This is a genomic window from Rhodococcus sp. NPDC059179 (assembly GCF_042754885.1).
Lineage (GTDB): Bacteria > Actinomycetota > Actinomycetes > Mycobacteriales > Mycobacteriaceae > Rhodococcus_G.
Genome location: NZ_JBHZBV010000002.1, coordinates 33,434 through 57,798 on the forward strand (window position 1 = coordinate 33,434; position 24,365 = coordinate 57,798).

Annotated in this window: 18 protein-coding genes; 3 read left to right on the forward strand and 15 right to left on the reverse strand. The window is 70.7% G+C overall.

The genetic code is table 11. From position 1 onward, the window contains the following. Nucleotides 1-10 precede the first annotated feature (10 nt). From ACFXMV_RS05255 to ACFXMV_RS05305, 11 genes are all read right to left on the reverse strand, one after another. Nucleotides 11-1,165 (reverse strand): metallophosphoesterase, encoded by a 1,155-nt coding sequence (locus tag ACFXMV_RS05255; RefSeq protein ID WP_378503169.1) that lies wholly within the window; start codon nucleotides 1,163-1,165, stop codon nucleotides 11-13. A 3-nt stretch (nucleotides 1,166-1,168) separates the two neighbouring features. Beyond that, entirely contained in the window at nucleotides 1,169-2,956 is a 1,788-nt protein-coding gene (locus tag ACFXMV_RS05260; protein ID WP_378503168.1) for a substrate-binding domain-containing protein, read from the reverse strand. 148 nt (nucleotides 2,957-3,104) lie between these two features. After that, on the reverse strand, nucleotides 3,105-5,288 hold the full coding sequence (locus tag ACFXMV_RS05265; RefSeq protein ID WP_378503167.1) for a malate synthase G: 2,184 nt from the start codon (nucleotides 5,286-5,288) through the stop codon (nucleotides 3,105-3,107). Between the two features lie 145 nt (nucleotides 5,289-5,433). After that, nucleotides 5,434-6,051: a PaaI family thioesterase gene (locus ACFXMV_RS05270; RefSeq protein ID WP_378499509.1), complete on the reverse strand. Its 618-nt coding sequence runs from the start codon at nucleotides 6,049-6,051 to the stop codon at nucleotides 5,434-5,436. A gap of 70 nt (nucleotides 6,052-6,121) precedes the next feature. Next, nucleotides 6,122-6,751 carry a PaaI family thioesterase gene (locus ACFXMV_RS05275; protein WP_378499508.1) on the reverse strand — a complete coding sequence of 210 codons (630 nt, stop codon included), beginning with the start codon at nucleotides 6,749-6,751 and terminating at the stop codon, nucleotides 6,122-6,124. Nucleotides 6,752-6,884: 133 nt separating this feature from the next. Next, on the reverse strand, nucleotides 6,885-7,775 hold the full coding sequence (locus tag ACFXMV_RS05280) for a 3-methyladenine DNA glycosylase (RefSeq protein WP_378499507.1): 891 nt from the start codon (nucleotides 7,773-7,775) through the stop codon (nucleotides 6,885-6,887). Beyond that, on the reverse strand, nucleotides 7,772-8,860 hold the full coding sequence (locus ACFXMV_RS05285) for a hemolysin family protein (protein WP_378503166.1): 1,089 nt from the start codon (nucleotides 8,858-8,860) through the stop codon (nucleotides 7,772-7,774). The genes ACFXMV_RS05280 and ACFXMV_RS05285 overlap by 4 nt, the downstream gene beginning before the upstream one ends. Further along, nucleotides 8,853-10,226 (reverse strand): hemolysin family protein, encoded by a 1,374-nt coding sequence (locus ACFXMV_RS05290; protein WP_378499505.1) that lies wholly within the window; start codon nucleotides 10,224-10,226, stop codon nucleotides 8,853-8,855. The genes ACFXMV_RS05285 and ACFXMV_RS05290 overlap by 8 nt, the downstream gene beginning before the upstream one ends. 348 nt (nucleotides 10,227-10,574) lie before the next feature. Continuing rightward, nucleotides 10,575-12,011 (reverse strand): GuaB1 family IMP dehydrogenase-related protein, encoded by a 1,437-nt coding sequence (locus tag ACFXMV_RS05295; protein ID WP_378499504.1) that lies wholly within the window; start codon nucleotides 12,009-12,011, stop codon nucleotides 10,575-10,577. 3 nt (nucleotides 12,012-12,014) lie between these two features. Beyond that, nucleotides 12,015-12,896 carry a DMT family transporter gene (locus tag ACFXMV_RS05300; protein ID WP_378499503.1) on the reverse strand — a complete coding sequence of 294 codons (882 nt, stop codon included), beginning with the start codon at nucleotides 12,894-12,896 and terminating at the stop codon, nucleotides 12,015-12,017. Nucleotides 12,897-12,899: 3 nt separating this feature from the next. Next, a complete protein-coding gene (locus tag ACFXMV_RS05305) occupies nucleotides 12,900-14,252 on the reverse strand; it encodes a DEAD/DEAH box helicase (protein WP_378499502.1) in 1,353 nt (450 codons plus the stop codon). 224 nt (nucleotides 14,253-14,476) lie between these two features. Here ACFXMV_RS05305 and ACFXMV_RS05310 point away from each other — a divergent pair, with 224 nt between their 5' ends. Then, nucleotides 14,477-14,962 carry a DUF4262 domain-containing protein gene (locus tag ACFXMV_RS05310; protein ID WP_378499501.1) on the forward strand — a complete coding sequence of 162 codons (486 nt, stop codon included), beginning with the start codon at nucleotides 14,477-14,479 and terminating at the stop codon, nucleotides 14,960-14,962. Between the two features lie 76 nt (nucleotides 14,963-15,038). Here the strand turns inward: ACFXMV_RS05310 and gndA are convergent, their stop codons facing one another. The 4 genes from gndA to ACFXMV_RS05330 form a co-directional block, all read right to left on the reverse strand. Beyond that, the gene (gndA, locus tag ACFXMV_RS05315) at nucleotides 15,039-16,496 is read right to left on the reverse strand and encodes an NADP-dependent phosphogluconate dehydrogenase (RefSeq protein WP_378499500.1); all 1,458 of its coding nucleotides are present in this window, start codon (nucleotides 16,494-16,496) and stop codon (nucleotides 15,039-15,041) included. Between the two features lie 157 nt (nucleotides 16,497-16,653). Next, on the reverse strand, nucleotides 16,654-18,678 hold the full coding sequence (locus tag ACFXMV_RS05320; protein ID WP_378503165.1) for a DEAD/DEAH box helicase: 2,025 nt from the start codon (nucleotides 18,676-18,678) through the stop codon (nucleotides 16,654-16,656). 252 nt (nucleotides 18,679-18,930) lie between these two features. Continuing rightward, nucleotides 18,931-19,875: a M56 family metallopeptidase gene (locus tag ACFXMV_RS05325; protein ID WP_378501750.1), complete on the reverse strand. Its 945-nt coding sequence runs from the start codon at nucleotides 19,873-19,875 to the stop codon at nucleotides 18,931-18,933. 26 nt (nucleotides 19,876-19,901) lie between these two features. Further along, the gene (locus tag ACFXMV_RS05330; RefSeq protein ID WP_378501751.1) at nucleotides 19,902-20,324 is read right to left on the reverse strand and encodes a BlaI/MecI/CopY family transcriptional regulator; all 423 of its coding nucleotides are present in this window, start codon (nucleotides 20,322-20,324) and stop codon (nucleotides 19,902-19,904) included. A 153-nt stretch (nucleotides 20,325-20,477) separates the two neighbouring features. Here ACFXMV_RS05330 and ACFXMV_RS05335 point away from each other — a divergent pair, with 153 nt between their 5' ends. Both ACFXMV_RS05335 and ACFXMV_RS05340 read left to right on the forward strand, forming a co-directional pair. Further along, complete coding sequence (locus ACFXMV_RS05335) at nucleotides 20,478-21,788, forward strand: alpha/beta hydrolase (protein ID WP_378503164.1); 1,311 nt, start codon at nucleotides 20,478-20,480, stop codon at nucleotides 21,786-21,788. After that, a complete protein-coding gene (locus tag ACFXMV_RS05340) occupies nucleotides 21,785-24,352 on the forward strand; it encodes a bifunctional lysylphosphatidylglycerol flippase/synthetase MprF (protein ID WP_378503163.1) in 2,568 nt (855 codons plus the stop codon). The genes ACFXMV_RS05335 and ACFXMV_RS05340 overlap by 4 nt, the downstream gene beginning before the upstream one ends. The last annotated feature ends 13 nt before the right edge of the window (nucleotides 24,353-24,365 follow it).

Consider the following 24,365-nt stretch of genomic DNA (forward strand, 5'->3'; position numbering starts at 1 on the left):
CGACGGCGGGTCAGCCGGGGTCGACGGCCAGTTCGAGGATCGTGATCTCGGGCGGGCTGGCGACCCGCACCGGTGGCCCCCACGCGCCCGCACCCCGGCTCGTGTAGAGCACGGTCTCGCCGATCCGGTCGAGCCCGGTCACCGAGGGTTGCTGCAGCGGCACCAGGTATCCGAGCGGCCACATCTGACCGCCGTGCGTGTGCCCGGACAGTTGCAGGTCCACACCCAGTTCGTTCGCTTCGAGGGCCTGTTTGGGTTCGTGCGCGAGCAGCACCACGAAACGGTCCGGGTCGCGTCCGGAGAGCGCCGCACGCAGGTCTGGCTCGTACGGCGCAGGCGAGGTGAAGTCGTGGATGCCTGCCAGGTCGACGACGGCCCCGCCGCGGCTGAGTTCGACGCGGGCGTTGCGCAGTGTGTGGATGCCGAGCCGGTCCCACAGGTCCAGCCAGCGGCCGCCGTCGCCCGCGTAGAACTCGTGGTTGCCGCTGACCCCGTACACCCCGAGCGGGGCCGTCAGTTCGGCAAGCGGCGCCAGGTCCGCGCCGACCATCGCGACCGTCCCGTCGACCAGGTCGCCGCCGAGCAGGATCAGGTCCGGCCGCTGCGCGGCCACCGCGGCGACCACCTTGCGGGTGAAGCCGACCCCGCGCGCCGGTCCGACGTGCAGGTCCGTCACCAGCGCGATCCGCGTCCCCGCGAACTCGGCGGGCAAGCGGCGCAACGGGACCCGGACGTGCCGCACACGGGGAGTGGCGGCCTCGCCGACGCCGTATGCGGCGGCGGCGAAGGATCCGAGCACGACGGCAGCGGTCGCGCCGCGCAACAGCCGGCGCCGCGTCAGGCCCGGGCCGCTCGACTCACCGCCGCGATGCCGGGGGAGCAGCCGAGAGGCGCCGGACACGGCGGCGACCAGTAGCAGCCCCAGTGCCAGGTACAACATCACGGCGAGCCAGACCCAGCCGGCGAAGGCCGGTCCACGGGCCCAGGACGGGTCGAAGACCTCGCCGCTGCCGAGCCCGACCAGGGCGAGCGCCCACGCCGCGGCGAGTGCCACGGCGACCGTGCGTGAGCCCTGTGGGCCGAGACCCACCGAACGGGTGAGGCGCCGGTGCAGCAACCAACTGACGAGCGCGAGGAACGCGCCGAAGACGAGAACTCGGATCATGTGTCAGGACAGCAGCTTTCCGACGGCCTGCTCGAGTTCCGGTCCGTCCGACGTCGCAACGGTGACCACTGTGCCGCCGGTCAGCTCGGCCAGGGACTGCAGGGTATCGGCGTCGGAGTTCTCGCCGATGGTGATGACGTCGATGCGGACCGGCCTACCGGACGCCGACGAGGCGGCGATCGAACTCAGCAGTTGTCGCGGCGTGATCGACGGGTCGTCGTTCGGTCCGTCGGTGATCAGCAGTACGGAGTTCGGGCGGTCCGCGCCAAAACCCCTCACCGCGTCCGCGTAGGCGGCCTGGACCGCCGCGTAGGTGGATGTCGAGGTGGCGGGCGTCAGGGAACTCAGTGCCGAGTTGATCGACTGCCTTCGGATACCGTCGCCGACTGCGCCGGAGAGCGGCCCCGTAGGGACGACGGTCTTGTACGGCATGCCGCTGTTGAAGTTTCCGGAGTAGATCCACAATCCCAGGTCGGAGTAGTCCGGTGTCCGATTGACCTGCTCGGTCAGCGCGGACGTCGTGTTCGCAAGTCGGGTACCGCCGCCCTCGACGTCGGCCATCGATCCCGAGACATCCAGCAGGACGGTCGATCGGCGGGCCGCCGCCGGATGGGTGAGCGTTCGGCTCAGCGTGTCGGCGACGGTGCCGGTGGCGGGTTGCAGCGTCGTGTCGATGGGGGTGAAGGGGACCGCGCCCACCGCCGAGGGGGTTTTGCCGTCGACGCGGAAGCCCGCCTCCCTCAGCACCGTTGCCTGCTCGGGCTGGCGGAGGTAGTCGACGAACTCCGCCGCCGCCCGGTTGCGCGCCTCGTCCACCCAGCCGGCCGCGATGATCGCGGCCGGGTGATCGGCCATCGGGGTGGCTCCTCCTGGGAGGAACGCGGTGAGGGCGTTGGTGTCCGGCTCGGCGGCGTAGAGCTGCTGCTCGGTGACCGCCACCGCGTGCAATGTGCCGGTCGTCGGGTCCGGCTGCGCGGCCAGCGCCGCGAGCGCGTCCGCGGTGACGGCGGGGCTGTCGGCGGTCGCCGGGAACGCCGCAGCGGAGCCGATCGAGAGCGCGCTCAGCGCCGAGACGACCGGCGCGGACGCGGCCTGCGCCTCGGTGACCGGCCCGGCGCCCGCACCCGACACCGCCGCGGCGACGGCCTCGGCGGCGAGCGTGGACGGATCCGAGCCGGGGCCCGTCGGCAGCGCCAGCCGCAGTGAGCCCCAGCCGGTGAGGCCGAGCCCCTGCAACGCATTCGGGTCCGCCTGCAGGCGTGGTAGGTCCTGCCAGCCGATCCTCGGCTCGGTGAGGGCCTCGGCGAGCGCGACCGGGGCGGCCAGCAGCACCGGCGAGGTGGCGACGGACTTCGGCTGGCCGTCGATCAGGCCGGTCTGCCCGCTGAGCCGACCGATCGACTGGGAGCTCTGCGGAATCCACAGCGCCGGAGCCGGTCCGGGACCGGGCCACTGCTGACCGGCGCTCGCGGCCAACGCGTCGACCACGGCTTGCGCCGCGGTCGCGGTGACGGTCACGGAGATGCAGTGGTCGCGCACGACCGGTGTGGTCTGCGTGTAGCGGTCCGCCAGGGTCTGGATCTGGGGGGCGATGTCGGGATCCGCGGTCACGTCGAGGACCGCGGGCCCCTCGACGCACGTCTCGGCGGCCTGGGTGCCCTGAGCGGAGATCCGATCCTTGAGCTCGAACCAGCCGAACACCGCGAGAACGAGGACGATGACGGCACCGACTGCGATCACCGGGCCCTTGCTGATCCCCCGGGTGCCCTGTGCTCCGCGATGTTGCCCCACGTATGTCCGCCTGTCCCTGCGCGATCGATCACGGTCTCATCGAAAGTCTACGGATTCGATTCGGCCACACGATGAAAGCGGCGAAGCCGCCACCCGACCGGATCGGTCGGGTGGCGGCTTCGCCGTGATGTCGCTGCTGCGCGTGGTGTCAGGCGCCCGCGGCCTTGTACTCGCGCCGACGGCGATGCAGGATCGGCTCGGTGTAGCCGCTCGGCTGCGACGCGCCCTCGAGGATCAGCTCCTTGGCGGCCTGCCAGGCGATGTTGGTGTCGAAGTTCGGCGCCATCGGGCGGTAGGTGGCGTCGCCCTCGTTCTGACGGTCGACCACCGGGGCCATCCGCTCGAGGCTGGCGACGATGTCGGCCTCGGTGACGATGCCGTGGCGCAGCCAGTTCGCGAGCAGCTGGCTCGAGATGCGGAGGGTGGCACGGTCTTCCATGAGCGCGACGTCGTGGATGTCCGGCACCTTGGAGCATCCGACGCCTGCGTCGATCCAGCGGACCACGTAGCCGAGGATGGACTGGCAGTTGTTGTCCAGCTCCTCCTTCTTCTCCGCGTCCGACCAGTCGGTGCTCGGGGCGAGCGGAATGGTCAGGATGTCGTCGACGGTCGCCCGCGGCTTGCCCTTGAGCTCGTCCTGGACGGCGAACACGTCGACGCGGTGGTAGTGCGTCGCATGCAGGGTGGCGCCGGTGGGCGAGGGGACCCACGCGGTGTTCGCGCCCGAGCGCGGGTGCCCGATCTTCTGCTCGAGCATGTCCGCCATCAGGTCGGTCATGGCCCACATGCCCTTACCGATCTGCGCCTTGCTCTGCAGGCCCGCGGCCAGTCCGGTGTCGACGTTCCAGTCTTCGTAGGCGCCGATCCACTTCTGCTTCTTCATCTCGGCCTTGCGCACCATCGCGCCCGCCTCCATGGAGGTGTGGATCTCGTCGCCGGTGCGGTCCAGGAAGCCGGTGTTGATGAAGACCACGCGCTTGCTGGCCTCCTTGATGCAGGCGGACAGGTTGACGGTGGTGCGGCGCTCCTCGTCCATGATGCCGACCTTGAGCGTGTTGGCGGGCAGGCCGAGAACCTGCTCGACGCGGCCGAACAGCTCGGTGGTGAAGGCGACCTCCTCCGGGCCGTGCTGCTTCGGCTTCACGATGTAGACCGAGCCGGTGCGGCTGTTGTCCAGCGGTCCGTTCGCGTCGCTGATGGTCAGGCCGTGCACCGCGCACAGGCCGGTGATGAGCGCGTCGAGGATGCCCTCGGGGACCTCGTTGCCGTCGGCGTCGAGGATCGCGGGGTTGGTCATCAGGTGGCCGACGTTGCGCACGAACAGCAGCGAACGCCCGTGCAGGGCCAGCTCGCCGCCGTCGGCCGCGGTGTAGGTGCGGTCGCCGTTCAGCGTGCGGGTGAAGGCCTTGCCGCCCTTGGTCATCTCCTCGGCGAGGTCGCCGCGGTTCAGGCCAAGCCAGTTGCGGTAGCCGACGACCTTGTCGTCGGCGTCGACGGCCGCGACGGAGTCCTCGAAGTCCATGATGGTGGTGAGCGCGGACTCCAGGACGACGTCCTTGACGCCCGCCGCATCGGTCTGGCCGATGGGGGAGTCGGCGTCGATCTGGATCTCGGCGTGCAAGCCGTTGTTGCGGAGCAGGACCGAGGTGGGTGCGTCCTTCTTGCCGAGGTAGCCGACGTACTTCTCCGGCTGCGCGAGGGTGGTGACGGTGCCGTCGGTCAGCTCGACCTTCAGCTCGGTCCCCTCGATCCAGTAGCGCTTGGAGTCGGCGTGGCTGCCCGACGCGAGCGGCGCCGCGGCGTCGAGGAACTCGCGGGCCCAGGCGATGACCTTGTCGCCGCGAACCTTGTTGTAGCCCTTGCCCTTCTCCGCGCCGTCGGCCTCGGAGATGGCATCGGTGCCGTAGAGCGCGTCGTACAGCGAGCCCCACCGGGCGTTCGAGGCGTTGAGCGCGAACCGCGCGTTGAGCACCGGCACCACGAGCTGCGGGCCTGCGGTCGTCGCGATCTCGGCGTCGACGTTCTCGGTCTCGATGCTGAACGGGGCAGGCGTGGGCAGCAGGTAGCCGATCTCCTGCAGGAACGCCTTGTACTCGGCGGCGTCGAAGGCAGGGCCGGAGTGGTCGCGGTGCCAGCCATCGATCTGCGCCTGCAGGTCGTCGCGCTTGGCCAGCAGCGCCTTGTTCTTCGGAGCGAGGTCCTCGATGACCTTGACGGCTCCCGCCCAGAAAGTGTCGGCGTCTACGCCGGTACCCGGGAGAGCCTCGGTGCCCACGAAATCGTGGAGAACCTTGGCGACCTGAAGACCACCGACCTGCACGCGCTCAGTCATGAAATGCCTCACTTCTCTGGGGATGGCTCATGTAGACGGCGTTCATGTTACTCGCTGGTAATCCGCTAGCTGATTGCCTCGGTGGGGTAACAGTCCAACCGTACTGGTTGGCAGGGGATTCCCGGGACTCCCGGTGTGCGCGCCGTCACGTCGGAACCGTGGCCGGGCCGATGAAGATCCCCTCGGCCTCGACGGTGACCCCGTCGGCGTCCGACAGGGTGCCGACGACAACGGTCTTGCGGCCCTCGTTGCGCTCGATGCGGGCCTCGGCGCGCAGTGGCCCGAGTGGGGTGCCACGGCGGAAACGCAGTGTCAGGGTCCCGGTGAAGCGCGGTTCGATCGAACTGGCGGTGGTGCCGAGCAGATGGTCGAGCACCAGCGCGCAGATCCCACCGTGCACCTGGCCCGGCGGGCCCTCGTAGGCGGCGCCGAGAGTCACCTCGGTCCAGTGCACCCCGTTGTCGTCGGCCTCGACGGACAACGGGGGAGCGAGCGCGTTGCGCAACCCGATCCCGGCGTTGCCCCACGCCATCGGCTCGCCGTCGGCGGTGAACCGCATCCCGAACCCGCCGTCGATCTGCCTGGCGCGCAGCTTCGCGGTGGCGGCGACGACCTCGGCATGTACCTCGCGGATCACCCCGTGGTCGACCTCGGTGCGGATGGTGGCGTCGACGAGGTCGCGGACCGCCTGGGTGAGCGGGCCGTACAGCGCCCGGCGCCGGTCGAGTTCGGCGGTGTCGATGTCTTCGAGGGTGAACTTCACCGTGTGATCGTGCAGGATTCGCGCCGGGATCCGGGAGGAATCCTTCGGAATCGGGTGGCGAGGTCGTCGACTACACGGACGGCGCCGGTGAGATGAAGATCCCCTCCGCCTCCACCGTCACGCCCTCGGCATCGGACAGGGTGCCGCGCACGGTCGCCTTGCGTCCGTCCACGCTGACCACCCGGGCCTCCGCGTGCAGCGGGCCGAGCGGGGTACCCCGCAGGTACCGCAGCGTCAGGGTGCCCGTCAGGCGACGCGCGTCCGCGCTCCCCGTGACGCCGAGCAGATGATCGAGGACCAGCGCGCAGATGCCGCCGTGCACCAGTGACGGCGGTCCCTCGTACGCGGCGCCGAGCGTCACGTTCGTCCAGTGCCGACCGGTGTCGTCGGACTCGATGACCAGCGGCGGCGCGGCCGCGTTGCGCAGCCCCACGCCTGCGTTGCCCCAGGAGAAGGTCTCGCCCGTGGTGGTCGTCCGCATCCCGAACGAGCCGTCGAGCTGGCGGGCGCGCAGCTTCGCGGTGGCGGCGGTGATCGCCGCGTGCACCTCGCGGATCACCTCGTCGTCGACCTCGGTTCGAATCGTGGCGTCGACGAGCTCCCGCACCGATTCGGCGAACGGGCCGTACAACGCCTTGCGGCGTTCGAACTCGTCGAGGTCGATCACGTCGGGGTCGATGTGTTCGTCAGTGAGCTGCACGTGCGCCGCCTTCATCCGTGGGACAACCGTCGTTCCGGCCTGAATGTAGCCGCCCGCCGGACCCGGATCCGGCCCGGTTCTCGCGGGCCGGGATGAGCCGCGGCGTCATCCGCCAGGGCGCGACGGGCGAACCCTAACGGCCCAGTAGGGAGCGGCACTTCTCCAGCAGCTCGGCGCGCAGCGGCGCCGCGCGGTCCGCGAGCGCCGACTGCTCGCGAACGTAGTCGGCTCGGCCCTGCGGGGTCTCGATGGCGACCGGCGCGTAGCCGAGCCCGCTCAGGTCGTATGGGCTCGCACGCATGTCCAGCTCGCGGGCGGCCATCGCCAGCTCGAAGCAGCGCAACAGCAGGTCCGAGTCGACCAGCGGCGCCAACTTGTAGCACCACTTGTAGAGATCCATGCCGGCGTGCAGGCACCCCGGCTGCTCCCGCGCGGCCTGGTCCTCGCGCGAGAGTGCAGTGTCGTTGCGGCCCACCGCGTCGGTGGTGAAGAACCGGAACGCGTCATAGTGCGTGCAGCGCAGGTTCATCGACTCCACGACGGCGTCGGTGCCATCCGGTCCCAGTCGCAGCGGGGTGCCCGAATGGCGGACGGCCTCCTTGCCGCCGCGGTACACCATCGCCCACTCGTGCAGACCGAAGCAGCCGAGCTGCGCCTGCCGCGCGGCGGTGCCGGCGAGCAGGCGCTCGGTGAACTCGAGCATCGAGCGGCGCTGGGTGAGAAGCAGGGGATCGGCCTCGGCGGTGTCGTCCTCGCACCGGCGATACCCCGAGTAGTCCCAGTACTCGCCTGCCGCGGGACCGGTCAGGCGCACCCCGAAGCCGGGATGCCAGCGGCGCAGCTGCGCCGGGCGCAGGCTGTAGTAGCTGAACAGGAAGTCGACCACAGGGTGCTTCTCGCCACGGGTCTGGCGGGTCAGGTGTGAGCCGATCAGATCGTCCACCCGCTCCCGATGCGCGTGCCGGCGGGCGGTCCACTCGTCCTGCGCGAGAACGAGTGGACCGCCCGAAAGCGCCGACGTCACGACGGCCGCTGTCCCGGGACCGCGTCGTCGACCCGGTGGGTGCCGTCGCGCACTGTACCGATGAACTCCTCCACCAGGTCCTCGAGCGCGACGATGCCGATCGTCTCGCCGGTCTCGTCGACCACCGACCCCAGGTGGCTGCTGGCGCGGCGCAGCGTCGCGAGCGCCTCGTCGAGCGGGGTCTGCACCTGCACCTGCGGAAGCGGCCGCACGTCCGAGCGGGGGATCACCGTGTCCGGTCCCGCGTGCACGTCTCCCACCTCGTCGAGCACGTCCTTGAGATGCAGGTACCCGGCCAGCGTTCCGTCGGCCAGCCGTGCAGGGTAGCGGGAGTACCCGGTCTCGATCACGGCCTCCTCGACGGCGCCGAGCGTGGTCCCGTTCGCGGTCAAGGGAACGCTGCGGACCTTGTCGAGGGGGATCAGCACGTCCGCGACGGTCCGGTCGGCGGTGTGCAGCGCCAGCGTCAGACGCCGGTGCTCCTCCTCGTCGATCAGCCCCTCGGACCGGGACTCGCCGATCATCTCGGCGAGCTCCAGCGCGGACACCGTGGTGTCGAGCTCGTTCTTCGGCTGCACCCGCATCAGCCGCAGTGTCGCGTTCGCGCAGAGGTTGTAGAACGCGATGAGCGGGCCTGCGAGCCGGATGAACGCCAGGTGCGTGGGCACCAGCAGCATCGCGCTGCGTTCCGGCCCGGCGATGGCGATGTTCTTGGGCACCATCTCGCCGAGCAGGATGTGCAGGATCACCACCAGCGACAGCGCGATGGTGAACGAGATCGGGTGCAGCAGACCGGCGGGCACGCCGAGCGCGTTCATCGGCACCTCGATCAGGTGCGCGATGGCGGGCTCGCCGACCCGGCCGAGCAGGATCGAGCAGATCGTGATGCCGAGCTGTGCACCCGCCAGCATCAGCGAGAGGTTCTCGCCTGCCTTGATCACCGTGCGGGCGCGCTTCTTGCCCTGCGCCTCCAGTGCCTCGAGTCGGTCGCGTCGCGCCGAGATCAGTGCGAACTCGGCGGCCACGAAGAAGGCGTTGCCCGCCAGCAACAGGACGGTCAGGACGACCGCGAACAGGTCACTCATCGCCCTGCTCCTTCGTCTCGCGGGTGTGGTCGGCCAGGTCGGGGACCGGGGTCAGCACCACCCGGTCGATCCGGCGGCCGTCCATCGCGGCGACTCTGGCGACCCACCCTCCGGCGGAGCGGTACTCGCCGTCCGGATTGGGCAGGACCACCTGGTCACCGACCTCCGGGATCCGGCCCAGGTGGGCCAGGACGAGGCCGCCGAGGGTGTCGTACTCGCCCTCCGGGGCCGAGTAGCCCGTGGTCTGGGTGACCTCGTCGATGCGCAGCAGGCCCGAGCAGATCCAGCTGTCACCGCTGCGCTGCACCTCGATCTCCTGCTCGTCGTGCTCGTCGCGGACGTCGCCGACGATCTCCTCGATCAGGTCCTCCATGGTCACCATGCCCGCGGTGCCGCCGTACTCGTCGACGACGAGCGCCACCTGCATGCCGTCGGCCCGGACGCGTTCCATCAGCTCGTCGCCGTCGAGGCTGGACGGCACAACCGGCACCTTCTGCGCGAGGGTGATCAGCTGGGTGGCCGCCCGGCCCGCGGCGGGAACCGTGAACGCGTGCTTGATGTGCACGACGCCGACCGTGTCGTCCAGGTCGCCGTCGACGATCGGGAACCGCGAGAAACCCGTCCGGGACGCGGCCTCGATCAGGTCGGCCACGGTGTCGCGGAGTTCGAGGGTCTCGACCTTCACCCGCGGGGTCATCAGCTCCTCTGCGCTCCGCTCGCCGAATCGCAGCGAGCGGTCGACGAGCAACGCGGTGCCTGCGTCGAGTGACCCGCGTCGGGCGCTGGTGCGGACCAGCGAGCCCAGCTCCTGGGGGGAGCGGGCCGAGCGCAGTTCCTCGGCGGGTTCGATGCCGAGCCTGCGGACCACCCAGTTGGCGGTCCCGTTGAGCCCGTTGATCGCCCACTTGAAGATCATCGAGAAGCCCGCGTGCAGGCCCGCGGTCGCCCGCGCCGTCTGCAGCGGCAGGGCGATGGCCAGGTTCTTCGGCACCAGCTCGCCGAAGACCATCGACAGCGAGGTCGCGAGGATCAGGGCGAGCGTCAGCGAGATGCCACTGGCGACGGTTTCGCTGACGTTCACGACGGTCAGCAGCGGCTCGATCAGCTTGGCCAGCACCGGTTCCGCGAGGTAGCCGGTGATCAGCGTGGTGATCGTGATGCCGAGCTGGGCGCCGGAGAGCTGGAACGAGAGGGTGCGGTGCGCGTGCTGCACCTGGCGTGAGCGCCGGTCGCCGTCGCGTGCGTGGGCGTCGACGGTGCTGCGCTCGAGGGCCGTGAGTGAGAACTCCGCGGCCACGAACAACGCGGTGCCTGCGGTCAGAGCCGCGAAGCCGATCAGGCTCAAGACGGTGAGTGCGATTTCCATCAGCTATCGCCGCCGAGCGTGGGTCCGAATGGGGGTTGTGCGCCGGGTTTGTCGCCCGGCTCGGTAGAGGAGCCCTCCGTAGAGGTGCTCTCGTCGCCGGTCTCGGTCGAGTCGGCGATGACGTGAGTGGGTGCCTCGGGCACCTTGTCCCTTTCTGTTGTGCGCAGCCGGAGCCGGTCGGGTGATCGGCTCCCCGGACCCCGCTGACGGCGAGACCGGCACCCGAAGGTGCCGATGGGTACGGAAAGGCTGGATGTATGCGCTTGTGGAGAGCACCAGTCTACCGGGCGCCAGGCGGCGGATCCGGTAGAGCGGGCCGCGCGTCGAAACGGTGGAGCTGCGGCGGTGCTACCAGCCAGCCGGCAGCGGGCGACCCTCCGCGAAGCCGGCCGCGGACTGGACCCCGAGCAGCGCCTTGGCGTGCAGTTCCTCGACCGACCGTGCACCCGCGTAGGTGCAGGTGCTGCGCACGCCTGCACAGATGTGGTCGATCAGGTCCTCGACGCCGGGGCGGTCCGGGTCCAGGCGCATGCGCGAACTCGAGATGCCCTCCTCGAACAGGCCCTTGCGGGCGCGATCGAAGGCGCTGTCGGTGGCGGTGCGTGCCGCGACGGCCCGCTTGGACGCCATGCCGAAGCTCACCTTGTAGGCGTTGCCCGCCTGGTCCATCCGCAGGTCGCCGGGGGACTCGTAGGTGCCTGCGAACCAGGAGCCGATCATCACGTTGGACGCACCCGCGGCCAGCGCGAGCGCCACGTCGCGGGGGTGCCGGACGCCGCCGTCCGCCCACACGTGGGCGCCGAGATCGCGTGCCGCCGCGGAGCATTCGGCCACGGCGGAGAACTGGGGCCTGCCGACGCCGGTCATCATGCGGGTGGTGCACATGGCGCCGGGGCCGACGCCGACCTTGACGATGCTCGCGCCCGCGGCGATCAGATCCCTGGTGCCCGCGGCGGAGACGACGTTGCCCGCGGCCAGTGGCACCCCGAGGTCGAGCGCCGCGACGGCGCCGAGCGCGTCGAGCATCTTCTGCTGGTGTCCGTGCGCGGTGTCCATCACGAGGACGTCGGCGCCTGCGGCGACCAGTTCCCGCGCCTTCGCCGCCACGTCGCCGTTGATGCCGACCGCGGCCGCGACGCGCAGCTTGCCCGCCGCGTCGAGGGCGGGTTCGTAGATGCCGGCCCGGATCGCGCCGGTGCGGGTGAGCACGCCCGCGAGGGTGCCGTCCGCCTCGACGATGACGGCGATCGGGTCGTGCTTGGTCTCGAGCAGCTCGAAGACCTCACGAGGGGACGCGGTGACGGGCGCGGTCACGAAGTCGGTGATCGCCACGGAGCGGAGCCGGGCGAACCGGTCCACGTCCGCGCAGGACGCCTCGGTGACGACGCCGACGGGCCGGTCGTTCTCGACCACCACCAGCGCGCCGTGGGCACGCTTGGGCAGCAGCGCGATCGCGTCGGAGACGGAGTCCTCGGGGCCGAGGACGACCGGGGTGTCCGCGACCAGGTGACGGCTCTTGACGAACGAGACGGTCTCCGCGACGGCGGAGGCGGGGATGTCCTGCGGGATCACCACGATGCCGCCACGGCGGGCCACGGTCTCGGCCATCCGGCGGCCCGCGACAGCGGTCATGTTGGCGACGACGATCGGGATGGTGGTGCCCGAGCCGTCGACCGTGGACAGGTCCACGTCGAACCTGGACGTCACGTCGGTTCGGTTCGGAACCATGAAGACGTCGTCGTAGGTCAGGTCGTAGGGCGGGGTCTGGCCGTCGAGGAAGCGCACGTGTCAGGAGCGTACCGGCTGCGACGCCTGCGCGTGGGCGGTCACATTCGCCTGGGACCGGGAGAGCCCGACCGTGGTGAGGACCATGACGAGGACGGCGGCGGCGATCAGTGCGATGCCAGGGCCGTGCACCCGCAGTCGCTCGCCGAGCACCGCGAAGCCGAGGAAGGCGGCGACCAGAGGCTCGGCGATGGTGATCGCGGGCAGCGACGCCGAGAGCGGGCCGGCATGGAACGCGCGCTGCTGGAGGTAGAACCCGGTGAGGCCGGCGCCGACCAGGGCCCAGGTCGTCCAGTTGCCCAGCACCGCAGCCGGACCCAGGTGCAGCAGGTCGATGACGGACTTCGTCAGGGCGACCGCGACGCCGTACAGTGCGCCGCTCGCGAACCCGAGCAGCAGCGCCCGCGGGCCGGGGCCGATCCGGGCCATGGCCGTCGCGACCGCCGCGGCGACCAGCCCGAGAGTCACCGCGAGCGGGACCAGCCAGTGCGAGATCGCCGCCGAATTGTGGCCCTCGGTCGGGTTCCCGATGATCAGGAACGCGACCAGCGCCGCCGCGAGCGCCACCGCCATCGACCAGGTGCGCGCGGTCATCCTGGCGCCGCTGAACCGGGCGGACAGGGGGAGCGCGAACAGCAGCGAGGTCACGATCAGCGGCTGCACCACGAGCACCGACCCGACGCCGAGCGCGATCGCCTGGAAGAGGTAGCCGCCGCCGTCGCCGACCAGGCCCGCCCACCACCGTTTGCTCCGGACCAACTCGGCGAGCAGGGCGTCGTCCTCCGCGACGCCGGCCGCCGCGCTCTGCTGCGCGACCGATCCGCAGGCGAACAGCAGCGCACCGATCAACGCGAACGCGACGGCCAACAGCGGGGTGCCGGACATCGGTCAGCGTCCCCCTCGGTTGCGGTGGCCGTGCGCCCCGGAGCCGCTGCCGCGGCGTCCGCCGGCGCGAACCGTGGTCGCGCCCGGACGCCTGCCGCGGGTGCCAGGTGCGGGGGCGCGCTCCTTCGGCGGTGTCGGCGCGGGCGCGGCAGGCGGCGGCACCGGGATGCTGCTTGGCTTTCGGGCGCCGGTCAGCGCGACGAGTTCGGCGCTGCCGGGGCGCACCTCGATACCCGAGACGGCCACGCCCGCCTTCTCGGTCAGGGCGGCGACCTCGGCGCGCTGGTCGTCGGTCACCAGGGTCACCACGGTGCCGGATTCGCCTGCGCGCGCGGTCCGTCCGGCGCGGTGCAGGTACTCCTTGGCCTCCGCGGGAGGGTCGACGTGGACGACCAGATCGATCCCGTCCACGTGGATGCCGCGGGCCGCGACGTCGGTGGCGACGAGGACCGGGGTCTCGCCGTCGGCGAACGCGGCCAGGGTGCGGGTGCGGTTACTCTGCGTCTTGTCGCCGTGCAGGGCGCCCGCGACGACCCCCGCCGCCCGCAGCTCGCCTGCGACCCGGTCCACGCCGTGCTTGGTGCGGACGAAGAGCAGGGTCTTGCCGGTGCGCGAGGCGATCTCGGCCACCACGGCATGCTTGTCGGCCTTGCGCACGTAGAGCAGGTGGTGGTCCATCGTGGTCACCGAGGCGGCCGCGGGCGCGGTGGCATGGGTGACCGGATCGCTGAGATAGTCCCGCACCAGGGCGTCGACGCCGCCGTCCAGGGTCGCCGAGAAGAGCAGCCGCTGACCGTCTTTCGCTGTCCGGTCGAGCAGTGTGGTGACCTGCGACAGGAAGCCGAGTTCCGCCATGTGATCGGCCTCGTCGATCGTCGTCACCCGCACGTCGGCGAGCGAGGCGGCGCCCTGATCGATCAGGTCGGCCATCCGGCCGGGCGTCGCGACCAGCAGATCCACCCCGCGCGCGAGCCGCTGCGCCTGCGCCTTGATCGGCAGGCCGCCGACCGCACAGGCCAGGCGGAGGCCGAGCGAGAGCGCGGACTCGTCGAGCGCCTTCTCGATCTGCGCGGCCAGTTCCCTGGTCGGCGCGAGCACCAGCCCGCGGGGACGTCCGGGCGCGCTGGGGGCGCCCTTGAGCCGGACCAGCATCGGCAGCCCGAACGCGAGGGTCTTGCCGGAACCGGTCGGGCCGCGGCCGAGCACGTCGCGGCCGGCCAGGATGTCGGGGATCGCGGCGGCCTGGATCGGGAACGGGGAGGTGATCTTCTCGCGATTGAGTGACTGCACCAGCAGCGGCGGAAGGCCGAGGCCCGCGAACGTCACGGCGGGTCCTGCGGTGGCTGGGTCGGACATGTCGCGGGTGCCTCCGATGTTGGGCCGCGGGCGCCCCCGAACTCACGGAACGTCGTCGGCGCGTGCAGTGAGGTTACCGCTCGGGCGCGGGACTTTCGCCATTCGTCCTGCGCGAGCCCGTCCGTCGTTCCCGGTGACGTGCGGGATCGGCGCGGAGCACATGATGTCGGTGGCGTGGTGCATCATCAAGAATCGAACAGGCATTCGATTGCGGGAGGGTGGTCATGTGCGAGATCTGTGAGGGGATGACGCCGGAGCAGGCGCGTCGAAAGATGCAGCGAGCCATCGACAGGTGCGGATGGGCGCTGCAGTACGTCGAATCGTCCGTGGACGAGCGGGGAATCCACCCGGCTTTCTGCTACACGGTCGGGTTGACCGGGGTCGGCTGTGCCGAGGTGATCCTCACCGGCCGGGCCGCCGACGAATCCGTTGCGGTCCTCAATGAACTCGGTCATCGGTTGTGGGACGGTGATGCGCTCGAACCGGGGGTTCGGATCGAGGCGGGCGGGCTCGAGGTGTGCCTGATCCGGGTGCGCGAGTGCGAGTCCTGGCTGTTGAGCGCGGTCGGGTTGTACGGGCCGTCCGCCGTGTCCGCGGTCCAGGCGGTCTGGGCGGACTGTCAGGGCCTCATGCCGTGGGAGGGGGCGATCAGCTCGACCATCGTGCAGCCGTTGCTGGGGCCGCCGCCCGGCGGCCGGATCGTGGCCTGACGAGCCGAGCCCGGCCTCCCTCGACGGGCACCTCGGGTGCGCGCCGGGAGGCCGGGCTCGGGAAACCTCGGCGTTGTTACGCCTCGACCTCGGTGCGGTCGCCGCTCCAGAGCGTGTGGAACTTGCCCGGACGGTCGGTGCGCTCGTAGGTGTGGGCGCCGAAGAAGTCGCGCTGTCCCTGCGTGAGGGCGGCGGGCAGTCGCTCGGCGCGCAGGCCGTCGTAGTACGACAGGGAGGAGGCGAATCCGGGGATCGGGATGCCGAGCATGGTGGCGGTGGCCACGACGCGGCGCCAGCTGTCGATGCCCGCCTCGATGGATTCCCGGAAGTAGGGGGCGAGGATCAGGCTCGGCAGGTCCGGGTTCTCGTCGTACGCGTCCTTGATGCGATTGAGGAACTGCGCGCGGATGATGCAGCCGCCGCGCCAGATGGTGGCCAGGTCGGCGGGCTTGAGGTCCCAGTTGTACTCGGCGCTGCCCGCCGCGATCTGGTCGAAGCCCTGCGCGTAGGCGACGATCTTCGATGCGTAGAGGGCCGCCCGGATGTCCTCGGTGAATTGTGCGGCATCGCTGGGCTTCTCGCCGAGGGCGCCAGCCGCGAGGCCCTGCGCCTGGGCGGCGGCACGCTGGGTCCGGGAACCGGACAGCGCACGGGCGAAGACGGCCTCGGCGATGCCGGTGACCGGGACGCCGAGATCGAGCGCGGACTTGACCGTCCAGCGTCCGGTGCCCTTCTGCTCGGCGGCGTCGACGATCACGTCCACAAGGGCCTGACCGGATTTGGCGTCCTTCTGACGCAGCACCTCGGCGGTGATCTCGATCAGGTAGGACTCGAGGGTGCCGGAGTTCCACTCGGTGAACACGTCGGCGATCTGGCCGGCGTCGAAGCCGAGCGCGTCGCGGAAGAGGTGGTAGGCCTCGCCGATGAGCTGCATGTCGGCGTACTCGATGCCGTTGTGCACCATCTTCACGAAATGGCCTGCGCCGTCCGGGCCGATGTGGGTGCAGCACGGCGTGCCGTCGACCACCGCGGCCACCGATTCGAGCAGCGGGCCGAGCGACTCGTAGGACTCTTTCGGGCCGCCGGGCATGATCGACGGGCCGTTGAGAGCACCCTCCTCGCCGCCGGAGATGCCTGCGCCGACGAAGTGCAGGCCGCGCTCGCGCAGCGCCGCCTCGCGGCGGATGGTGTCGGTGTACAGGGCGTTGCCGCCGTCGATGATGATGTCGCCGGTCTCCATCGCGGAGGCGAGCTCCTCGATCACCGAATCGGTGGCCTTACCCGCCTGCACCATGATCAGGACCCGGCGGGGCTTCTGCAGGGCGGCGACGAACTCTTCGACGGTCTCGGTTCGGACGAAGTCGCCGTCACCGCCGTGCTCGGCGATGAGGGCGTCGGTCTTCGCGACGCTCCGGTTGTGCAGGGCGACGGTGTGTCCGTGCCGGGCGAAGTTCCGGGCGATATTGGAGCCCATGACGGCAAGTCCGGTGACGCCGATCTGCGCGCGGGCGGTCGTGCTGCTGTTCTCGGTCATGCCGTACACCTTCCCTTGCGAGGCCCGCGAACAAAAGCGCGGGTCCCGATATTCGCCGCCGTCGGCCGGTGCCGGCCGACGCGTGCCCGGACAGACGAGACGCCACCGACCGCGGGGGTCGGTGGCGTCTCGAAGTGGGTGTCGAACGCGTCAGTGATCAGCGATCGCCGCGCGGGCCCTCGAAGCCGTCGTACGAGCGGCGTTCGGTCCGGCTGCGGAAACCGCCGGAGCGCGACGAATCGCCGCTGCGCTGGGAACGGTCGCCGTAGCCACGCTCGCCGTTGCCCGCGTCACGGTTCGGGCGGTCGCCGTACGCGCGGTCCCGCTGCGGGCGGTCGCCCTGGGGACGATCGCCGTACGGTCGGCTGCCGTGTGGACGCTGGTAGCCGCCCTCGCTGCGCTGGGGACGGTCGCCGTACTTGCGCTCGCCGCCCTGGTAGCCGCCTTCGGTGCGGGGGCGGCTGCCCTGGTAGCCGCCGCCGTCGCGCTGGGGTCGGTTGCCCTGGTAGCCGCCTTCGCTGCGCTGGGGACGGTCGCCGTACTTACGCTCGCCGCCCTGGTAGCCGCCTTCGGAGCGGTTGCCCTGGTAGCCGCCCTCGGTGCGGGGTCGACTGCCCTGGTAGCCGCCGCCGTCGCGCTGGGGCCGGTTGCCCTGGTAGCCACCCTCGCTCCGCTGGGGACGGTCGCCGTACTTGCGGTCACCGTAGCTGCCACCGTCGCGCTGCGGGCGGTCGCCGTACTTACGCTCGCCGCCCTGGTAGCCGCCTTCGGAGCGGTTGCCCTGGTAGCCGCCTTCGGAACGCGGTCGGCTGCCCTGGTAACCGCCACCCTCACGGCGGGGGCGGTTGCCCTGGTAGCCGCCCTCCCGACGGGGCCGGTCACCGAAGCGATCGCTCTTGAAGTGCTGCTCGCGGACGGGCTCGCCGCTCGGCGCCTTGGCGCCGGTGATGCTTGCCAACTCCTCGGAGCCGGGCGCGACGTTCACCGCGGTGGCGTCGACACCCGCCATTCCGGTGAGCTTGCGGACCAGGCGGCGCTGGTTCGGCAGCACGATCGCGACGACCGTGCCCTTCTCGCCTGCGCGGGCGGTCCGACCCGCGCGGTGCAGGTAGTCCTTGTGGTCGGCGGGCGGATCGACGTGCACGACCAGGTCGATGCCGTCGACGTGGATGCCGCGCGCCGCGACGTCGGTCGCGACGAGCACAGGGGTGCGGCCGCTCTTGAAGCGTTCGAGGACCCGGGTGCGCTGGTTCTGGGCCTTGCCGCCGTGCAGCGACTCGGCCGGAATGCCCACCGCGCGAAGACGATCGGTGATGCCCTCGCAGCCCAGCTTGGTCCGGGCGAACATGATGGTGCGGCCATCGCGGGCACCGATCTCGGCGAGGACGACGTCCTTCTGGCCGCGATCGACGAGCAGCACGTAGTGCTCCATGGTGTCGACGCTGGCCTTGCCGTCCTCCGTCGAGTGCGTCACGTGGTCGGCCAGGAACTGCCGGACCAGCGACTGCACCTCACGGTCGAGGGTCGCGGAGAACAGCAGGCGCTGGCCGTCGGCCCTGGTCTCGCCCAGGATCGAGCGCACCTCGGGCAGGAAGCCCATGTCGGCCATCTGGTCGGCCTCGTCGAGCGCGGTGATCTCGACCTGGTCGAGCACGCAGGTGCCCTGACGCAGGTGGTCACCGAGTCGCCCGGGGGTAGCGACGAGGATGTCGACGCCGCGACGGAGCTGCTCCACCTGCTTGGTGAACGGCATGCCGCCGACGGCGGCGAGGACCCTCACGCCGACCGAGGACGCGTACGGGTAGAGCGAGTCGACGACCTGGATCGCGAGCTCGCGGGTGGGCACCAGGACCAGGGCGCGCGGCCGCTTGGCCGCGGGCCGATCCTCGTGCTGGGCGAGCCGGGCGAGCATCGGCAGGCCGAAGGCGAGGGTCTTGCCGGAACCGGTCTGGGCGCGGCCGAGCACGTTCTTGCCTGCGATCGCGTCGGGCACGGACATCGCCTGGATCGGCGAGGGGATCGTGATGCCGTTCTTTGCGAGGGCGGCGACCACGGGTGCGGGCAGGCCGATCTCGGCGAAGGTGATGGTGGGAGTCTCCTCGGCGGGCGAGGGGGACTCGGGCAGCGCCTGTTCCTCGGGTGAAACAGGGGCAGCAGAAGACATGTGGACAGCGTCGGTCACGCGGATACCTCTCCGGACGTCGGGCGCGTCGCGGAGCGCGAGCTGTCATGCAGCACGCAAAGAGACGAGCCTGGCACGTTGTCGCCTGGCCTTTCCCGGGACATTTCGACCGGGGGCAGGGCTGTGTGCCTGAACAAACAATTGATGGACCGCGATTGCGGCCGTTGTCGAGTGTACGCGAGGCGAATCAAAACCTCACGTCACAAGCGTTGTGACGTGGGCGACTCCGCTGCGTGGAACGCCTCCGGAGCCTCAGCTCCGGAACAGGCGGCTCAGCTCGACGAGCCAGGGCACCGCGACGGCGATCGTCGGCACCACGAGGATGGCGACCGACGCGAGATACGCGGCGGCCGCGATCTGCAGATCGTTGCCGTCGCCGCCGAGTCGCTTGATCCGGGTCAGGGTGTGCGGCCCGCCGGCCGCAAGCGCGCCGACCGGGGCGCTGGAGCCCGAGCAGGCGACGAGCGCGCGGGCAAGGGGAGTGGGTCCGGTGACCTTGACGGCCGAGTCGTCGGCGAGCATCTCGACCAACAGCTGCACGCAACCGAGTGCGGACTTGCTGCGGACCACCCGGGGGAAGGCCTCGTTGACCGCGGTGAACGCCTCGAGGACCAGGTCGTGCCGGGCGCGCAGGTGGGAGCGCTCGTGCATGAGGATCGCCTTGACCTCCTCGCGCTGCAGGCTCGCCAGGGTGCCCTCGCTGAGTACCACTCGCTGCCGGAGGCCGGGCAGGCAGTACGCGATCGGTTCGGCCGCGCTCAGCACCCGAAGGTTCGAGTTCCGGCCGCGTTGCGGGTCGCGCTGATCGAGGAGGTCGACGAGTATCCGATGACGCGCCCGGCGCCTGCGTGTGCGCACACCGACGGAAGCGATGGAGAACACCAGCTTTGCGCCGATCAGCAGGGTGAGCGTGAGCACGACCACGTACGCGATCCAGAGTGGGAGGCCGAGCGCGTCGATCTCCGCCATGGGTGCGGTCGTCGGCTTGCCGTCGGGGCCGGGTACGAGCAGCTGCGTGGCGATCGCCAGTCCGGAACTGAACGCCGACAGCACGGCAGCGAGCGCGATGGCCTGCCACAACACCAGTGCCGCGCGGGGCGCCCGATAGGGCCAGGTGGCCCGGGCGAGGAGGGCTGGCACAGGCCCTGCAAGCAGAAGTGCGAGCAGCGCAAAGGCCAGTGCGGTGGTGGGGTTCATGGCCCACCCATCATCCACATTGTGGTTCAGCTGGCGCGATCGGTCCCCGGATCGACGCTCCGGAGGCCGCGTTTGGCCGCCTCCGATGCCTCGAGCGCGGCGAGGGCCTCGCGCAGCGCGGCCGCCTCGTCAGCGCCCACCTGCCCGACGAAATGCACCAGTGCGGCGACCCGTCCGTCGGATTCGTCGGCCTGTTGCAGCGCGTCGACCATCAGGCTCGCGACGAGCTCGTCGCGGCCGTGCACGGGCACGTAGCGGTGCGCGCGGTCGTCGCGCTGCTGAATCACCAGATTCTTCTTGGCGAGGCGTTGGAGGACCGTCATCACGGTGGTGTATGCGAGCTCCCGGCGCGTCGCGAGAGCCTCATGTACCTGACGCACCGTCTGGGGTTCGGAACTGGACCACAGGTGGTCCATGACTGCGCGCTCGAGTTCACCAAGTCCTGCCATGGGAACAGTCTACGGACTGTCCGACGCACGTGCGTACTACTACTCGTAGTACGGAATCGCCGGATCTGTGCTATGCGCGGACGCGCCGGTCAGGGAACCGATGTGGGGTCGCCGGAGGGAATAGTCTGCATTCATCCGTCGAGAGGCGCTCCCGTGGATTGGCTGCTTCGCTGGTCACTGACCTCCGGCCCGCTCCCGTGGCTCGTCACGGCGCTCGGAGCCATCGGCGGTCTCTGGCTGCTGCTGGCGCCGACCGCGAGCCCGCGGCGGTACCGGCGCCTGGCCGTCCCGCTGGCCGCCGCGGTCGCGCTCGGCGCCGCGGTGGTCTTGTGGCTGGTCGTGGAGAAGTGGTGGCGACCGTTTCCCGATCCGGTCGAGACCGAGATCTACGTCTGGATAGGCCTGGGCATCTTCGCGGTGGTGCTGCTGTCGGCGCGGCTGCTGTTCGACCGGCGGGTGTGGCGAGCGGTGGTCTCGGTGCTCGCCGCCCTGGCCGTGGTCGCGGCCGCAGGCGCCCAGATCAACCTGGTGTTCGCCGCCTACCCGACCGTGCGGGACGTCCTCGGCATCGCGCACCCCAACGAGATCGCCTTCGATCAGCTGCCGCCGCCCGCGGCCGATCCGGTTTCGGGGACCCCGCTCGAGTCGGTGTGGCGGCCACCGGCCGACCTGCCAGCCGAGGGCCGGGTGACCACCGTGGCGATCCCGGGAGTCGCGTCCGGCTTCGGGGCGCGGGACGCGCAGATATATCTGCCGCCCGCCTACTTCGCCGACCCCAGACCCGCGCTGCCGGTGCTCGTGCTGCTCGCCGGGCAGCCGGGTGCCCCTGAGGACTGGATCAACGGAGGACGGCTGGCGCAGACGATGGACGCCTTCGCCGCGCAGCACGGCGGCCTGGCGCCGGTGGTGGTCGTCGCCGACGGAACGGGATCGCAGCTCGCGAACCCGCTCTGCCTGGACTCGCGGCTCGGCAACGTGGCGACCTACCTCGCCAAGGACGTGCCCGACTGGGTGAAGGCGCATCTCGAGGTGAATCCGGACCCGCGTGTCTGGGCGATCGGTGGCCTCTCCTACGGCGGTACCTGCTCGCTGCAGATGGCCACCAACTATCCGGAGGTGTATCCGACCTTCCTCGACCTGTCCGGGCAGGAGGAACCGACGCTCGGCGACCGGACCCGGACGGTCGACGAGGCATTCGGTGGCGACGCGTCTGCGTTCACGGCGGTGAACCCGATGGACCTGATGGCCTCGCGCCGTTACCCGGACACGGCCGGTGTGTTCGTCGTCGGCAGCGACGACAACGAGTACCGACCCGGGGCCCAGCGCGTGTACCAGGCGGCCAAGAACGCGGGGATGAACGTGTCGTACCTGGAATTGCCGGGGGGACACAGCTTTGCGGTGTGGTCGGCCGGGCTCGAACACGAACTCGGATGGTTGGCGACAAGGATGGGGCTGATCTCGTGACTCAGGCGACGGCGACGACGGCTGCCACCAGGCAGACCAGCAGGCTGCTGGAGCTGGCCAGGTCCGGGGTGTCCGGTGCCCCGGTGAGCATCGGCCTGCTGGTCCTGATCTGGGTCCTCGGTGCGGCGACGTCCAGCCTGCTGTCCGGGCCGTCGAGGTACGTCGAACGTCACTTCGCGGCGGGGATCGGGGCCTTCGAGGACGGGCGCATCTGGACGGCGCTCACCGCCGGACTCTGGGCGCCGAGCCTGGCCGGATACCTGGTGGCGACGGTACTGGTGCTGCTGGTGGCCGCGCCGATCGAGCACCGGATCGGCTCGGGGCGTTTCGCGGTGGCGGCGGCGAGCACCCAGGTGCTCGGCGCCCTGCTGGGCATCGGCGTGGCGGCGCTGGTGAAACTGGTCGACCAGGGATGGGGCTTCCGGTTGCACATCGGCGGCGCGGTCGGCCCGACGACGTGGATCGTCGGCGTCGCGATGGTGGCGAGTTCGCGGATGGACACGCTGTGGCGGCGGCGGACCAGGGTGGGGCTGTTGGCGTTGCTGATCACCCTCGCGCTGTTCGGTGGACATCTCCAGGACGTCATCCGGCTCGCCGCGGCGGTCGTCGGGCTGGTCCTCGGACCGTGGATCGTCGGCCGTTCGGCGCGCGGGACGAGGCTCGCGGGGACGCGGCGCGAGGGCCGGGTACTGGTCGCGATCGTCGTCGCGGCGAGCGCGCTCGGCCCCGCGCTGGCGGCCCTCTCACCCAACGCGGTCGGGCCGCTGGCCGTGCTGCGCGAGCTGTTCCGCGGGGTGCCGTGGACGCCGGACGAGGTGCGGGCGATCTGCACGGGCTCGTCGAACAGCGAGGCCTGCAGGCGTGGGCTGCTCGGGCTGCGGCTGGGCGGGGTGGGGCCGACGTTGCTGAGCCTGATGCCCTCGATCTTCCTGCTGGTGCTCGCGGATGGCCTGCGCCGCGGCAGGCGGTTCGCCTGGATCGCGGCGGTCGTCGTGCAGGCGGTGCTGCTCGCGCTGTCCGTGGCGAACTACTTTGTCCGGTTCATCGATTCGGTCGGCGAGGAATCGATCTTCTACGGCCTCGACTCGCCGAACCTGTACCGGACCATCGCACCGTTCCTGACGCCGCTCGCGATCCTCGTGGTGCTGCTGTTGACCCGACGTTTCTTCGATGTCGCCGCGCCGAAGGGCACCTACCGCAGGATGTGGTCGCTGCTGCTGGCCGCCGCAGCCGGGCTCGGTGTCGTGTACGTCGTCGGCGGGTTGCTGGCCGGACGCGGCTTCGACCGGGACCCAGGGCTCGCCGGGTTGCTGGCCGACTACCCGCAACGCCTGATCCCGCCGGTGTACCTGCAGTGGCTCGACCCTCGGCTGCTGCCGGACAGCGCCGCCACCACGGTCCTGTTCGAGTGGACCGGCGTGCTGTTCTGGACGGTCGTCTGCGCGGCGGTGCTGGCGACGTTCCTCAAGCCCGCCTACGGAGCCGACACCGAGAACACGGAACGGGCCCGGAACCTGTTGTGCGCCACCGGCGGCAGCCCGCTGTCCTGGATGACGACCTGGCGGGGGAACAAGTACTGGTTCAGCCCGGACGGCACGGGTTACGTGGCCTACCGGGTGATCGCCGGCGTCGCGCTGACCACCGGGGATCCGGTGGGCCCGCCGAACAGGTTGCGGGCCAACGTCACCGACTTCGCGGAGTTCGCATCGGGCAACGGGTGGATTCCGTGCTTCTATTCGGTGACGGGTGAGCTGCGGGAGGTGACCGACTCGATGGGGTGGTCGGGAATCCAGGTCGCCGAGGAGACGGTGCTCCGGCTCGACGACCTCGCCTTCACCGGAAAGAAGTTCCAGGACGTGCGCACCGCGGTGAACCGGGCCAAGAAGGACGGGATCAGCGCGGAGTGGATCTCGTTCCCGGACGCCCCGCTGGCGATCACCGACCAGATCACCGCGATCTCCGAGGAGTGGGTGGCGGACAAGGGGATGCCGGAGATGGGCTTCACCCTCGGCGGCCTGGAGGAGATCGACGACCCGCAGGTGCGGTGCCTGGTCGCCGTGGACTCCGAGCGCACCGTGCACGGGATCACCTCGTGGATGCCCGTCTACCGGGACGGTCGCGTGGTGGGCTGGACGCTCGACTTCATGCGCCGCCGCTCCGAGGGCTTCCGGCCAGCAATGGAGTTCCTGATCGCCTCCGCGGCGATGCTGCTCAAGGAGGAGGGCGCCGAATTCGTCAGCCTGTCCGGCGCACCGCTGGCGAAGGTCGCCTCGCCGGCGGAGACGGCAGATGCCGAGGAGGACCTCGAGCGCTCCACCCTGTCGATGGTGCTGGACCGTCTCCTCGAGGTGCTGGGCAAGACGCTGGAGCCGGTCTACGGGTTCCGGTCCCTGCTGGCCTTCAAGTCGAAATTCCGGCCCGAGTACGTGCCGATGCACATGACCTTCGCCGATCCCGCGGCGTTGCCGAGCATCGGCAACGCGATCGGCCGGGCCTACCTGCCTGAGGTCTCGATCGGCCAGGGAGTTCGGCTGGTGCGCACCATGATCGGCGGGGACCGCTAGCGACTGCTTGCAG